Consider the following 14,459-nt stretch of genomic DNA (forward strand, 5'->3'; position numbering starts at 1 on the left):
CCTCGCGCTTGCGCGCGCTCACGCCTCGCGCTTGCGCGCGCTCACGCCTCGCGCTTGCGCGCGCTCACGCCTCGCGCTTGCGCGCGCTCACTCCTCGCGCTTACGCACGATCGCCGCGAGCTCACGGATGAGCTCGGTCACGCCCTCGCCCGTCGCGGCGCTGACGAGGTGGAGCTTCACCTTCGCCTTCGCGAACCGTGCCTTGAGCTTCGGGTAGGCCTCGCGCACCTCGGTCAGGTCGGCCTTGGTCAGGGCGACGACCTCGGGGCGGTCCGCGATCTCCGGGCTGAACTTCTTGAGCTCCTTGCGGAGCGCCCGGTAGTCGGCGAGCGGCTCGCGGCCGTCGCCGGGATCGAGCGTCACGAGGTGGAGGAGCGCCCGCGTCCGCTCCACGTGCTTCAGGAACCGGGTGCCGAGCCCGACCCCCTCGCTCGCGCCCGGGATCAGCCCCGGGATGTCCGCGATGACGAAGCTCGACCCGCCCGAACGCACCCCGCCGCCAATCTCGACCATGCCGAGCGTCGGGGTCAGCGTCGTGAACGGGTAGTCGCCGATCTTCGGCCGGGCGGCCGAGACGGCGGCGACGAAGGTGCTCTTGCCCGCGTTGGGGAAGCCGAGCAGGCCGACGTCGGCGAGCACCTTCAGCTCCAGGCGGAGCTCGCGGGCCTCGCCTGGCTCCCCCGGCTCGGCGCGCCGGGGGGCCCGGTCGTGCGGCGACTTGAAGTGCAGGTTGCCGCGGCCCCCCTTGCCCCCGCGGGCGACCACGACCCGCTGGCCGTGCTCGGTCACGTCGGCGACCAGCTCGCCGCTCTCCGCGTCGAAGATCTGCGTCCCCACCGGGAGCTTCTCGACCCGGTCGGCGCCGGCGCGCCCGTGGCAGTCGCTCCCCATCCCGTGCTCGCCCCGCTCGGCCTCGAGGGTGCGCGCGTAGGTGAAGTCGAGTAGCGTGGACAGGCCTTCGTCGCCCACGAAGACGACGTCCCCGCCGCGGCCGCCGTCGCCGCCCGCGGGGCCGCCGAACGGGATGTACTTCTCGCGCCGGAATGCGATCGCTCCATTGCCGCCATCCCCCGCGATGACCTTCAGACGGCACTGATCGACGAACCGCATGGTGGCGGCTCATAGCATAAAACTCAGGAAAGACCCCACAGCGGAAGGCAGCCCCGTGCATCGGGCCGCCCGCCGGACCGCTCGACCAGGAGATCCCAGGTGCGCGCTCGAATCCTGATCGTGGACGACAACACGAGCCTCGCCGGAAACCTTCGCGACGTCCTCGAGGGCGCGCGCGAGCTCGACGTGGAGGTGGCCCTCGCCCCGAACGGCAAGCAGGGGCTCGCGGCGGCCCGCCGCGACGGCTTCGACGTGGCCGTGGTCGACGTCAAGCTCCCGGACGCGAGCGGGCTCGAGCTCATCGCCCCGCTCCGGGCCGCGGCCCCCCACGGCGAGATCGTCCTCGTGACCGGCTTCGCGACCGTGGACACCGCCATGGCCGCGCTCCGCGCCGGCGCCTTCGCCTTCGTCCTCAAGTCGTTCCGGCCCGAGGAGCTCATCTCCACGGTGGCCCAGGCGATCGAGAAGATCTCGCTGAAGCGGGAGCGGGAGGAGCTCGAGCGGCGGTACCGGGCGATCGTCGACGCGGCGGACGTGCTCATCCTCGGCCTGAACGCCGACGGCCGCGTGGCCCTCTTCAACCCGCGCCTGTCCGCGCTGACCGGGGTGGGCGGCGACGCCGCGCTCGGCATGCCGTTCTGCGAGACGCTGGTCGACGAGTCCGAGCAGCGCCGGTTCAACCAGTCGTTCCAGAGCGTCGTCGAGGGCGACGCCGCCGCCGCCGAGGTCGAGGTCGGCGTCCGGGACGCGGTGGGGGCGATCCGCCGGGTGCGCTGGCACCTCTCCGGCGTCCGCAGCGGCGGGCGCGGCGGCCGGACCGACCTCGTCTACGGCATCGGCATCGACGTGACCGAGCGGCGCGCGCTCGAGCGGCGCGCCGCCGACGCCGAGGCGCTGAACGCGATGGCCCCGCTCGCCCTCGGGCTCGCGCACGAGATCCGGAACCCCCTGAACGCCGCGGTCCTGGAGCTCCACCTGCTCAGCCGCGGCATCGACCGCCTCTCCGACGAGGCGATCCGCGAGCCCATGAAGCGGCGGGTGGGCATCGTCGAGGCCGAGATCGGCCGGCTGGGCCGGCTCCTCGGCGAGTTCCTCGAGCTCGCCCGCCCGCGCGCCCCGCACCGCGAGCCGGTCGACCTGGCCCGCGTCGTGCGCGACGTCCTCGACCTGGAGGAGGAGGCGCTCGCGAGCCACCGCGTCGAGGTCGTCCGCGATCTGGCCGACGACTGCTTCGCGCTCGGCGACGTGGAGAAGCTCAAGCAGGTGGTCCTGAACCTCGTCGTCAACGCGCTGGACGTCATGCCCGACGGCGGGGTCTTGCGGGCGTGCGCGTCGGGGGACGCGCACGAGGTGTGGCTGTCGATCGGGGACACCGGGCCCGGGATCGACCCGACGATCCTCGCCGAGATCTTCGATCCGTTCTTCACCACGAAGGCGGCGGGCACCGGCCTCGGGCTCGCGATCGTCCGGAAGATCGTGGACCAGCACGCGGGCCGGGTGGAGGTGAGCACGCACGCGGCCGAGGGGACGACGGTCCGCGTGCGGCTCCCCCGCTTCACCCCCGAGCCGGTGCCCGTGTCTCGCCCCACGACGAGCTCCCTGCCGCCGCGGGGGGCCGGGATCTGAGCGGCGCGGGCTCAGCCGACGATGCGCATGGGGGGCTTCAGGGGCAGGGGCGGCTTGGAGCCGGGGGCCGAGGGGATCGCGGACGGGGCCGGCTTGGGGACCTCGCCCTCGAGGGCGGCGAGCGCCACGAAGAGCCGGTCCATGCCGTAGTCGAGCGCCACCTCGCGCTGGAAGACGTGGGCGACCTTGATGAGGCGCAGCGACGTCTGCTTGCCGAGGTCGATCTCGCGCTCGAGGAACGCCTCGAACGAGCCGTAGCCCTTCGCCTGATACAGCTCCTGCTGCTGGATCTCGGCGAGCACCACCCCGATGTCGAAGAACCCCTTGTCGAGCCGCTTGCGGAGCGTGCGGATCTTCTGGGTCTGGTTGTGGAGCTCGGCGATCTTCGCCTTGATCTCCTCCGCGCCGGTGGGCACGCGGATGGTCGCCCGGGCGCTGCCGGGGGGCGCCGGCTCGGCGGCCCGGGCCCGCGCCTCGGCGGCGTGCTTCGCGGCGTGCCGGGCAGCCCAGGGCGCAGCGCCGCGGAGGCCGAGCTTACGCTTCGAGGCGCTTGACGCCGATTTCGAATCTTCCTTGATTACCGGATTCACGGGTTTCGCAAGCTGAGCTTCAGCGCCCCCCTTGGCGCTCGAAGAGGCCTTCTTCTTCGTGCCCGTCGCCTTCTCGGAGCTGCCCTGCTTTGTGATCTTCGGCATGTCGCTGCGTCCCCCGCTGGGTACGAGATCGTCGCGGCCCTTCGCCACAAGCGCGCCGCCCGCGCGGGGGAAAGACCCGCACGGCTGTCAAGCCCAATTGGCTCGACAGGTCGTCGCCTTACCAAAAAATCGACCACCCCGTCCACTATGTTTCGGGGGAGGCTCCTCTCTTTCCCGTTGGTCAGCATGACCCAAGATCGGCCCGAGAGCCAAAACCCATGAGCATCGCACGCTTGGGGCTCTCTCGGACAGCGGCGACCGCCGCGTGCGCGCTGTTTTGGCCACGTTGGCCTACAGCACGATCCCGGCGGGCTCGACGCGCCGGTCGAGCGAGGCCCCCCGCGCCGGCGCCGGCGCCCGCGTCGGCCTCGTGGCGTCGTCGTCGTTCCTTCCACTTCCACGGCGCGCGCCCGCGCGATCTCCAAGCGCGGGGGGCGGTCGTGGTAGATCGCGGTGCATGACCTCTCCGCCCGCCGGTCGCGGCTCCGCTGACGTCTCCCAGGCCGCTGATGCGTCGCGTCGTTCGAGCGACGTGCCGCGGGGCGCGGCGAGCAACCGGATTGCCGTGGTGGTGAACGGCAACGCCAAGAGCGTGACGGCGGAGGTGATCGAGACGCTCGATCAGATCCTTGACACGGGGGATCTGTTCGTGTCGCGGCGGGTGGAGGAGAGCGAGGGCATCGCGCGGATCCTCGTCGACCGGGGTTACGGCACGATCCTCACGGGCGGGGGCGACGGGACGTTCACCGTGGTGGTGACGGCGGTGGTGAACGAGGCGAAGCGGCGCGGGCTGCCGCTGCCGCGGTTCGGGCTGCTCCGGCTGGGGACGGGCAACTCGCTGGCGTGGGTGCTCGGCGCGTCCGGGGGCGCGGGCGCGAAGCCCGGGCTGGCGGTGGATCTCCAGCGGCTGCGCGCCGAGGCCGGGAGCCGCAACCTGCGGCTCGTGGAGGCCGAGGACATCCTGTCGCCGTTCTGCGGCTTCGGGATCGACGCGGTGATGCTGCGCGACTACAACGCGGTGAAATCGGCGCTCGCGCGCGGCCCGCTGAAGCGGCTCGCGCCGGGGCCGGTGGCGTACGCCGTCGCCGCGACGACGCGGACGATCCCGAGCTACCTCGTGCGGCGCACGCCGCACTGCCGCATCATCAACGAGGGCAACGACGCGATCCGCGTCGGCGAGAAGGGGACGATCCTCGGGGCGCCGATCAAGAAGGGCGGCGTCATCTACGAGGGTCCGGCGAAGATCGCGGCGCTGTCGACGATCCCCTATTACGGCTTCGGCTTCCGGATGTTCCCGTACGCCGACGATCGCCAGGACCGGATGCAGCTGCGCGTGTCGATGATCTCGCCGATCACGTTCGTGCGGAACTTCTCGAGCATCTGGAACGGCGAGTTCGACGACCTGGAGACGGTGTTCGACTACTTCGTGGACGAGGTGACGATCGAGATGGATCCGGCGACGAGCTTCCAGATCGGCGGCGACGTCCGCGGGGACCGCTCGCGCGTCCGCGTGCGGCTGACCGAGCCGATCCGGATCGTCGACTTCTACGCGCCGCCGCGGGGGTAGCGCCCGAGGAGCGCGTCCCGCCTGGGGTTCCATCCGCCCCGGGCGCAGCTGCCGGGTCCCGCATCGGGGGCCCGCCCCCGCACGAGCGGCACAGATCGACGCGCGACCAATCTGGCACAAGTGCTTGTCGCGCCCGGCACACGCTGGCAAACGCGTCGAGACAGGGGCGCTCTTCGCTGCCTCGATGCATGCAAGATCAATGGTTTGCCGGGCGGAGGGGGGCTGGCGCGTGGCTTGCTCGGGAGCTGTGCCATGAACACGACCTTTTCACGGGCTCGCTTGGGTTTCATGGGAACGCTCTCCTTCTCGCTGCTCCTCGCGGCGGTGCCGTTCGGCGCCGGGTGCGTCGGAGAGGTGATCTCGGCGGAGGGCGAGGGGAGCGACGACAGCGCGCTCGAGGGCGCGGAGGAGGTGACCCCCGAGGACGGGAATGAAAACGGAGGGAGCGGCGGGAACACGCCCGGCGGCGAGGAGGCCGAGGCGGCGTGCACGGTCGGCGAGTCCCGGAATTGCACCGACCACGGGATGGGCGGCTACGAGCTGTGCGAGGACGTGGAGGGGGTGCCGACCTGGACCGGGTGTCAGTCGAGCAGCGTCAGCACGCCGCTCGTGCTCTCGTTCGATCAGCGTCCGGTCGAGTACCTGACCGCGATGAACGGCGCGTTCGATCTGAGCGGGCTCGGGGCCACGATCGCCACCGACTGGCCCACCGCGGCGACGCCGTGGCTCGCGCTCGATCGGGACGGCAACGGGGCGATCGACGGCGGCGCGGAGCTGTTCGGCTCGGCGACGGTGCTCGCGAGCGGGGCCCGCGCGGACAACGGGTTCACCGCGCTCCGCGAGCTCGACTCCGACGGAGACGGCAGCATCACGGCGCGGGACGAGGCGTGGTCGCGGCTCGTGCTGTGGAGCGACCGCGACGCGAACCGCGCCTCGAGCGCCGGAGAGCTCGAGCCGCTCGCGTCGCGCGGGCTCGTCGCGATCGAGCTCTCGTACGGGCGCGACCGGCGCTGCGACGGGCGCGGCAACTGCGAGATCGAGCGCGCCGCGTTCACGTTCTCGGACGGCGCCGCAGCCCGGACGGGCGCGGTCATCGACGTGCACCTGCGCTGGCAGTGACGCCACCGCCGGCGGGCGACCCCGCGCGCCCGCCGGCTCGACGCGGCCACCGGCGCGCCGCGGGCAGCGCGAAGAGGAGGTCGCGTCGACCCGTCGACGCGCGCATGCCTGCGCAGCACACAAAAAGACGGGCTCCCGCGAAGGAGCGGTGGGCGCGCGCTCCGGCGGGAGCGAGACGGCGTCTCGACAGCATCAGGGAGCCGGGAACCGGCGCGTGTGGGGGCTTCCCACGAAAGGCGGTTGCACCGAAGATGGCGCCGCGCGGGTGACATGTGACGCCGCGTCATCGACGGGCGAGTCCCCCTTTTCCCTGGAGCGACAGAATGAGACTACGATGGACGACCTGCCTCCTCATGCTGGGGCTGACGGCCAGCGCCGCGGCGTGCGGGGACGATGACGGCACCCCGAGCTCGAGCACAGGAACGGGCGGCGAGGGCGGCGCGGGGGGCGGAGGCCGGGGCGGCGAGGGCGGCGAGGGGGCGACGGGAGGCGGAGGCCGGGGCGGCGCGGGCGGCGTCGGTGGCGCCGGAGGCCTCGGGGGCTCCGGCGGTGAAGGCGGAGTGAGCGGTTCCGGCGGCGGTGGCGGCACGGGCGGGATCGGCGGCTCGGGCGGCGGTGGCGGCACGGGCGGTGATGGCGGCACGGGCGGGATCGGCGGCACGGGCGGCAGTGGCGGCACGGGCGGCAGTGGCGACACGGGCGGCAGTGGCGGCTCGGGCGGGAGCGGCGGCTCGGGAGGCGGTACCGGTGGCTCCGGCGGCGGCATCGGGGGCGCGGGCGGCTCTGGCGGCGGCATCGGGGGCGCGGGCGGCTCCGGCGGCGGCATCGGGGGCGCGGGCGGCTCCGGCGGCGGCATCGGCGGCACAGGCGGCTCCGGCGGTGGCACAGGCGGCTCCGGCGGCACAGGCGGCTCCGGCGGCGGCATCGGCGGCACAGGCGGCTCCGGCGGCGGCATCGGCGGCACAGGCGGCTCCGGCGGCGGCATCGGCGGCACAGGCGGCACCGACGGCGCGGGCGGTGACGCTGGCGCGGGCGGCTCCGGCGGAAATCTCGACCGGCCCGACGGCGCCGCCTGCACCGACGACGCGATGTGCGCGGGGAACTTCTGCAACCGGGAGGACCTCAACGGATGGCCCTCCGGCTACTGCATCAGCTCGTGCGAGCACACCGGCGGCACCTGCCCCGGCAACGGCATCTGCATCGAATCCGGCAGCAACGGGCACCTCTGCTACGGGGCGTGCACCACCTCGAGCGATTGCCGCCCCGGCTATGCCTGCGTCCCCGCCTCCGACGGGACGCTGAGCTGCCGGCCGGCGTGCACCGAGGACGCGCAGTGCCCGACGCGCGGCAGGTGCAACCAGCTCACCGGCCTTTGCCGGATCTACGAGGCGAGCTGCGCCGACGGCGAGGACAACGACCGCGACGCGGCCGTCGATTGCGACGACGACGATTGCGGCGAGCCCTGCGTCGCGATGGTCGCGGAGGCCTGCGCGGCCGCGCCGCGCCTGCCGCCGGAGGTCTCGGGCGACACCTCGCTCGGCACGGGCGCGTTCAAGGCCGGCTGCACGGGCGGCGGACGCGAGGACGTGTACCTGTTCGTCCCGCCCGAGGAGCAGTACGGCACGCTCTCGGTCGCGCTCGAGTCGGACACCGGCCAGGGGCTCTACGCCCGCGGCGCGTGCGAGGACCCCACCACCGAGCTCGCGTGCGCCGAGCCCGCTGCCGGCGGGGGCGCCGAGGCGATCGAGGTCGCCCTGAGCCCCGGCGAGCCGGTGAGCATCGTCGTCGACGCGCATGCGCGCGGCGAGGAGGGCCCGTATACGCTGCGCTCCACGTTCACCCAGGCGATCTGCGGCGACGGCGCCGTCACGCGGCCCGAGCAGTGCGACGACCCGGACGCCTTCGCCGCCTGCGCCGACGACTGCTCCTCGGTCTGCGAGGGCGCGCGGGAGGCCATCGTCGGGGTGAACACCGGCGACACGCGGACCGGCACGATCGCCCTCCGGGGCGACTGCTCCATGCCGGACACGCGCGAGGACGTGTACCGGTTCACGCCCCCGGCGGACGGCACGCTCACGCTCGTGATGTCGTCCGTCACCGATCAAACCCTGTCCGTGAGGTCGAGCTGCCTGTGGGCGAGCTCCGAGCTCACGTGCGAGGACGCCGAAGGGCCAGGCGTCGGCGACGCGCCCGCGATCGAGACGCTCGCGCTCGAGGTGACCGGCGGCGTCCCGCTGTTCATCGTCGTCGACGGCTTCTGGTCCCAGGCCGACGCCGGGCCGTACTCGCTCGACGTGTCGTTCGCGCCCTGAGCGCCGGCGCCGCCGCGCGCCACCATCCCAACCCGGCCTGCGCTCCGGCGCGCTCCGATCCCCCCTGACGACTCCCCCCTGGAGGGCGGCGCCTCCAGGCCGAGGGGGCGCGCCCTCAGCGCGCCGGCGCGGGCGCGGACCGCCCGGGCCGCGGAGCGCGCGAAGGCGCGAAAATGCCGGCGTGCGCGCGGCCGAGCGCCGGAACCGGGGAGTGGCACGCTTCCTGTTTAAAGGCGTCGCGTGACGCTCGGCGCGGTCCAAGCGGCGAGCAGGGCGACCCGGGCGACGGATGGACTCGACTCCGTCGCACCCGCGGCGGACCGCCCGCGCGTCAGATCACGTGTCGTTCAATTAAATAACGGAAAGAGAGCTCAATCATGAAGCGTGCAATGAACCTCCTCGCCTCGTCCCTCGTGTCCTCGTTCGCGCTCGTGGGTTGCGTCGCCGACGCGACCGACCTCGACGCGGAGCTGGCCGGCCTGGAGGAGGTCGAAGAGACCTCGCAGGCGCTGTGCGTCGCCCCGCCGACGGCCGACCAGACCGCGGCCCAGTCGAACTCGAGCGACGTCGGCAGCTTCACCCTCCGCGAGTCGCCGGACAACACCTACTACAGCAGCAAGGGCAACTACGTCGTGGAGGTCACCAACGTGAAGAACGCGTTCGCGTCGACGCAGACGGCGATGGCGTACAGCGTCAACGCCGGCAAGTCGAAGAGCGTCTGCGAGCACACGACGACGACGGCGACGCTCTACGGCTTCGACGAGGTCGAGGGCTGCTGGGTGCAGATCGGCGCGACGAAGAGCAAGACCGGCGTGTACTACCCGGGCGGCGGCTTCATCCAGCCGAGCTGCGATGACGTCGTGAGCTGGTCTATCCCGAAGACGGTGACCAAGGTCCGCATCCAGGGCAAGTCGGTGCTCCAGACGACGTTCGGCCCGGCCGGTCAGAAGATCGCGGAAGGCACGAGCTGGAGCCACTGATCCAGCGCGGAGGTTGGGGGAGCGCGCGGCCTCCTGCGCGCTCCCCGCTCGTCGAGGCCTGTCGCCAGGCGGCGTGATCAGGCTCAGTCGTAATACTCGTTGCCCAGGTGGGTGATGAGGTCCTCCCCCATGAGCCAGCGCATCGTGTTCTTGAGCTTCATCGACTGGATGAAGAGGTCGTGCTCCGGGTACAGCGCCGGCGCGGTCATCGGGCTCTTCCAGTAGAAGCTCAGCCACTCCTGCGTGCCGCTCAGCCCGGCGCGCTGCGCGAGATCCAGGAGCAGCGCGAGGTCGAGCACGATCGGCGCGGCGAGGATCGAGTCGCGGCAGAGGAAGTTGATCTTCATCTGCATCGGGTAGCCGAGCCAGCCGAAGAGATCGATGTTGTCCCAGCCCTCCTTGGCGTCGCCCCGAGGGGGGTAGTACTCGATCCGCACCTTGTGAAAGAGCTTGCCGTAAAGCTCGCCATGGACGTCGGGCTTCAGGATGTGCTCGAGCACCCCGAGCTTCGAGACCTCCTTCGACCGGAACGACTCCGGGTCGTCGAGCACCTCGCCGTCGCGGTTGCCGAGGATGTTCGTCGAGAACCACCCCGCGACGCCGAGCATCCGCGCCTTGAGCCCCGGGGCGATCACGGTCTTCATCAGCGTCTGGCCGGTCTTGAAGTCCTTGCCGGCGATCGGGACCTCCTGCTTGCGCGCGAGCTCCCACGCGGCCGGGAAGTCGACGGTGAGGTTCGGGGCGCCGTTCGCGAACGGGATGCGCTCCTTCAGGCAGGCCCAGGCGTAGATCTGGGAGCTCGAGATGGCCGGGTGGTCCTCGGCGAGCCCCGACTCGAAGCGCGCCATCGACTGGTGGACCTCCGCGGGCGGGATGTGCACCTCGGTCGAGCCGCACCAGACGGCCACGGCGCGCGCGGCGCCGCTGTCGCGCAGGAAGGCGCGGAGATCTTCCCGGACCTGCTCCACCATCTCGGCCTTGCTCGCGCCCTTCTTCACGTGGGTGCCGTGGAGCCGCCGCACGTACTGTGGGTAGAACACCGCGGGCATCGGCCGGATCCGCTCGAGCTCGTCGCGGACGGCGTCGAGGTGGCGGCGCTCGAGCACGTCCGCGTGCCGCGCCGACTCGTAGGCGTTGTCGGGGAAGATGTCCCACCCGCCGAACGCCAGCTGATCGAGCGCCGCGAGCGGCAGGAAATCCTTGATCTTCGGCGCGCGGTGGTCGGTGCGCCGGCCGAGCCGGATCGTGCCCAGCTGCGTGAGCGACCCGATCGGCGGGGCGAGCCCGCGCCGCGCGAGCAGGGTGCCCGCGATGGTCGTCGTGGCGACGGCGCCCAGCCCCGGCAGCAGGACCGCGAGCTTGCCCTCTGCCTTCTTGATCTCTTTCGGCTGCTTCACGTGACGTGTTCCCCCCCGGTCGCGGGCGCTCCTCGGGCAGAGGCGGGGCGTCCGCCGGTGCCGTGCGCGCGGCGCGCCGGCGCCTGCCGGGGCCGCGCGGCGCTGCGACCGCCGGGAGCATGAGGCCCGGCGGCCGCGATCACCACGGCCCGGCGCGCGCGCGCGGGCGTTTCCGGCGCGCTCCCTTCGTCGGTTTGCGGCGCGCCCTGCGGGGCAGCGCCTCGGACGGCGGCGGTCAGGCGGCCGGAGACGGCTGGAGAGGGCGCGCGCAGGGGCTCCGGCGCGGTCAGGTCGGACGCTTGCCCGTGCTCGTCAGTCGTCGTCGCCGTCGAGCAGGCCGTGCACCGAGAACGCGACGGCCTCGAACGGCTCGGCGTGGACGCGCTCCTCTCCCTGGGCGTCCAGGACCACGAGATAGCCGTCCTCCGTCCTGCGGTAAACGATGAGCGTCTCGGCGATCGGATCGATCAGCCAGTAATGAGGTACGCCCGAGCGCCTGTAGGTGCGCATCTTCTTCACGACGTCGTTGCGCTCGTTGGAGGGCGAGAGGATCTCGCAAACCCAGTCCGGTCGCACCGAAATGGGACTTTCCCTGGGGAGCTCGGGCAGCCGCTCCCTGCGCCAGCCGGCGATACCCGGGCGGTAGATCTCGCTGCCTTCGAACTGGACCTCGGTCTCGGTCAGGAAGCGCCACCCGCCGGGCCACGGCCCGCCTGGGCGACGATCGTACGGGCCGCCGAGCCGGATGGTGAGGCGCGCCTGGGAGCTGCCGTGGCGTGGGCTCGGCATGGCCTTGCGCACGAGGTCGCCGCCGATGATCTCGTGAAACCGCTCCGGCTCCGGGATGGCGAGGAGGTCGGCGACCGTGGCGGGCGCCTTCTTCAGCGCGGCGGGCGGCATGGCCGGAGGATAGGCCTTCCGGCTGCGGGGAGCCACCCGGGGCCGGTACGGACGCCTCCAGCGTGCGGCGGTCAGGGCGCGGCCGGCGGGTAGCCGGCGGCGGGGGTCATCGCCTCGATCCAGGCGCGGATCGCGGCGACGGCGTCCTCGTCGACGCGGCGGGTCGCGAGCGGCGGCATCTGCTCGGGCGGCGCGCCGGGCGCGTCGCGCCGGGCCATGGCGCGCAGCAGGGTGCTGCGATCCGGATCGCGGGGCCTCAGCCGGTAATAGCGCGCTCCCGGCGGCGCGCCGGGCGGGCGCAGCTTCGCTGGCTGGTTGATCGCCGTCTGGTAGGCGCGCGTGCCGCGCACGCCGCCCACCCGGCCGGCAGCGTCGATGTCGAGGCGCAGCTCGAAGTGCGTCGCGACGCCGAGCGGATGGTGGCACGAGACGCCGCAGTTCGCGTGGAGCAGGCCGAGGGCGCGCCGCTCCGTCTCGGTCCCGGGCACCTCGAGCGCGTCCGCGCTGGGCAGCGCGCCGCCGGCGCTCGTCGAGAGCAGGCCGCGCTGGACCAGCTCGGGGTACGTCAGGCCGCTTGCGCCCCGCGCGGCGAGCTGGATGGCCTCGAAGCCGAGCGGGTTGTCGGTCTTGCCCGCATGGCAGCGGATGCAGTCGACCTGCGCCGGGATCGCATAGCCGTCCGCGCCGGGCACGTGGGGGACACCCGCCTTGACCTGCGGCGCGCTTTCGCCGTCCTCGGACCAGACGTAGGTGGCGCGCGTCCAGCGATCCTCCGCGGTCTTCCAGAGGAGCCTCGTCTCGAGCCGGCGGCCCCCGGCGGACGCGGGCGTCCGGAACTCCTTCCACAGCTTGGCGCCGACGGGGAAGATCCAGTCGTTCATCCTCGAGACATCGATGGTCGAGCCCGAAGGGAGGTAGATCCATCGCGTCTTCTCGGCGCCGTCGCTCCACAGCTCGAAGGCCGGCTTGAACTCGCGGACGCCCGCCGCGATCGCGCGCGCGCCGAAGTCGCTGTACAGGCCGGTACAGCGGAGATCGTGAGGATCCGTGTCGCCGTCCTTGCAAGGCGGCTCCCGGGGCGCCGCGGGCGCGCTCTCGGCGGGGCGCTCGTCCGCTGCGGCGACGCGCGCGGCCGCTCCGGCGTGCGGGCGGACCGGCGCCGGCCCGGGCGGGGCCGACGCGGGCGGGGCAGGCGCGGGCGGGGTCGACGCGGGGAAGCGATCGGCCCGGGGCGTCTCCTGCGCGCCGCAGCCGCCGCAGCTCGCCAGCAGCAGCGATGCGAGCACGGCTTGCCAGAGGTGGCCGCTCATGATGAAGGTGGAGGCGGAGGTGTCCGCTTGCCCGAGAGACCGATCCACCGGCGCGCGGGGCGCGCTGCCTGGCTGACGAGAGCGTGCCATCGGACCGCCTGGTGCCTCCTGCTCGCGGGCAGTGTACCCGCCTGCGACCGGCGCGTGCAGGTCGCTGGGCCGCCCGAAGAGCCGCGCGAGGGCGTCGCCGCCGGTCCGGCCGCGGCAGGGAACGCGGCCCCGCCGCCGGCGCAGGCAGGCGCGGCGGCCCCGGGTCCGGCGCCCGCGGCGGCGGACGGCGCGGCCGCCGCGCAAGCCGCGCCCGCGGCGCAGGGCGCGCCCGCGCCGCCGCCGGCGAACGCGGCGGAGCTCGCCCGGCCGGCGAAGTGCGGCGGCGTCCCGCCGCTGAAGCTCACGCTCGTCGCGAGCGGGCTCGATCAGCCGACGTACGTCGCCGCGCCGCCCGGCGATCCGGCGCGCCTCGTGGTGCTGGAGAAGGCGGGGACCCTCCGGCTCGTCAAGGACGGCGCGGTCCAGCCGGCGCCCTTCCTCGACGTGCGATCGCGCGTGTTCTTTCCGGCGCCCAACGCGGAGGGCGGCCTGCTCGGGCTCGCCTTCCACCCGGATTACGCGAAGAACGGGCGCTTCTGGCTCCACTATTCGTCGGCCCCGCGCGGCAACGTGGTGATCGAGGAGTGGAAGCGCGGGGCGCAGGGCGCCGACACCGCCCATCCCGAGCCGGTCCGGTCGCTCGTCGACGTGAAGCACGGCGCCTGGAACCACGTCGGCGGCATGCTCGCCTTCGGCAAGGACGGTTACCTGTACGCCGCGATCGGCGACTCCGCGCGATCGCCGAGCCCGGCGGCCGATCTCACCTCGAAGCTCGGCAAGATCCTCCGCATCGACGTCGATCAGCCGACCAAGGCGCCGGCGGGCAACATGACCAGCGGCGATCCGATGATCTGGGATTACGGGCTCCGCAACCCGTGGCGGTTCAGCTTCGACCGGCTCACGGGGGATCTGTACATCGGCGACGTGGGCCAGAAGAGCTGGGAGGAGATCCTCGTGGAGCGCCCTGGCCAGGGCAGGAACGATTACGGCTGGGAGGCGATGGAGGGCGCCCATTGCTATCCTCCGGGCGCGACGTGCAAGCCGCGCGGGCTCCCGCCCACGGTGGAGCACCCCCGCAGCGAGGCGGGCTCGATCGTCGGCGGTTATGTGTATCGCGGGGCGAAGATCCCGTGTCTGCGCGGCCGTTACGTGTATGGCGATTACGTGACAGGCCGCTTCTTCTCCTTCGTGTGGGACGGCAAGGCCGCGACCGATCGCGTCGAGCTCACCTCCGCGCTGAGCCCGAACGGGCTCCCGTCCTCGTTTGGGGAGGACGCCGCCGGGGAGATCTATGTGGTGATGTTCAACAACGGGCGCATCTACCGGATCGACCCGGGGTGAGGCGCCGAGCCC

The 14,459-nt window shown here is 72.9% G+C and carries 11 protein-coding genes; 6 read left to right on the forward strand and 5 right to left on the reverse strand.

Annotated features, from left to right (window positions below):
- Window positions 1-87 precede the first annotated feature (87 nt).
- Entirely contained in the window at window positions 88-1,110 is a 1,023-nt protein-coding gene (obgE, locus tag WME83_RS11400) for a GTPase ObgE (RefSeq protein ID WP_437319293.1), read from the reverse strand.
- Window positions 1,111-1,209: 99 nt separating this feature from the next.
- On the opposite strand from obgE, the gene WME83_RS11405 reads away from it, so the two are divergent.
- Complete coding sequence (locus WME83_RS11405; protein WP_437319294.1) at window positions 1,210-2,736, forward strand: ATP-binding protein; 1,527 nt, start codon at window positions 1,210-1,212, stop codon at window positions 2,734-2,736.
- 11 nt (window positions 2,737-2,747) lie between these two features.
- Here WME83_RS11405 and WME83_RS11410 read toward each other — a convergent pair whose 3' ends face one another.
- Window positions 2,748-3,431 carry a hypothetical protein gene (locus WME83_RS11410; protein ID WP_437319295.1) on the reverse strand — a complete coding sequence of 228 codons (684 nt, stop codon included), beginning with the start codon at window positions 3,429-3,431 and terminating at the stop codon, window positions 2,748-2,750.
- Between the two features lie 457 nt (window positions 3,432-3,888).
- Between WME83_RS11410 and WME83_RS11415 the strand changes: the two genes are divergently transcribed.
- From WME83_RS11415 to WME83_RS11430, 4 genes are all read left to right on the forward strand, one after another.
- On the forward strand, window positions 3,889-4,998 hold the full coding sequence (locus WME83_RS11415; protein ID WP_437319296.1) for a diacylglycerol/lipid kinase family protein: 1,110 nt from the start codon (window positions 3,889-3,891) through the stop codon (window positions 4,996-4,998).
- A gap of 288 nt (window positions 4,999-5,286) precedes the next feature.
- Window positions 5,287-6,117: a calcium-binding protein gene (locus tag WME83_RS11420; RefSeq protein WP_437319297.1), complete on the forward strand. Its 831-nt coding sequence runs from the start codon at window positions 5,287-5,289 to the stop codon at window positions 6,115-6,117.
- Between the two features lie 323 nt (window positions 6,118-6,440).
- Complete coding sequence (locus tag WME83_RS11425; protein WP_437319298.1) at window positions 6,441-8,429, forward strand: hypothetical protein; 1,989 nt, start codon at window positions 6,441-6,443, stop codon at window positions 8,427-8,429.
- A 377-nt stretch (window positions 8,430-8,806) separates the two neighbouring features.
- The gene (locus WME83_RS11430) at window positions 8,807-9,409 is read left to right on the forward strand and encodes a hypothetical protein (RefSeq protein ID WP_437319299.1); all 603 of its coding nucleotides are present in this window, start codon (window positions 8,807-8,809) and stop codon (window positions 9,407-9,409) included.
- Window positions 9,410-9,492: 83 nt separating this feature from the next.
- Here the strand turns inward: WME83_RS11430 and WME83_RS11435 are convergent, their stop codons facing one another.
- From WME83_RS11435 to WME83_RS11445, 3 genes are all read right to left on the reverse strand, one after another.
- Entirely contained in the window at window positions 9,493-10,806 is a 1,314-nt protein-coding gene (locus tag WME83_RS11435; RefSeq protein WP_437319300.1) for an inositol-3-phosphate synthase, read from the reverse strand.
- A gap of 312 nt (window positions 10,807-11,118) precedes the next feature.
- A complete protein-coding gene (locus WME83_RS11440; protein ID WP_437319301.1) occupies window positions 11,119-11,706 on the reverse strand; it encodes a Uma2 family endonuclease in 588 nt (195 codons plus the stop codon).
- A gap of 71 nt (window positions 11,707-11,777) precedes the next feature.
- Window positions 11,778-13,106, reverse strand: coding sequence for a hypothetical protein (locus WME83_RS11445; RefSeq protein WP_437319302.1), 1,329 nt, complete (start codon window positions 13,104-13,106; stop codon window positions 11,778-11,780).
- A 54-nt stretch (window positions 13,107-13,160) separates the two neighbouring features.
- On the opposite strand from WME83_RS11445, the gene WME83_RS11450 reads away from it, so the two are divergent.
- Window positions 13,161-14,447 (forward strand): PQQ-dependent sugar dehydrogenase, encoded by a 1,287-nt coding sequence (locus WME83_RS11450; RefSeq protein WP_437319303.1) that lies wholly within the window; start codon window positions 13,161-13,163, stop codon window positions 14,445-14,447.
- Window positions 14,448-14,459: the final 12 nt, after the last annotated feature.

It is taken from the genome of Sorangium sp. So ce385, assembly GCF_051474135.1.
In the GTDB taxonomy this organism is placed as follows: domain Bacteria; phylum Myxococcota_A; class Polyangia; order Polyangiales; family Polyangiaceae; genus Sorangium; species Sorangium cellulosum_D.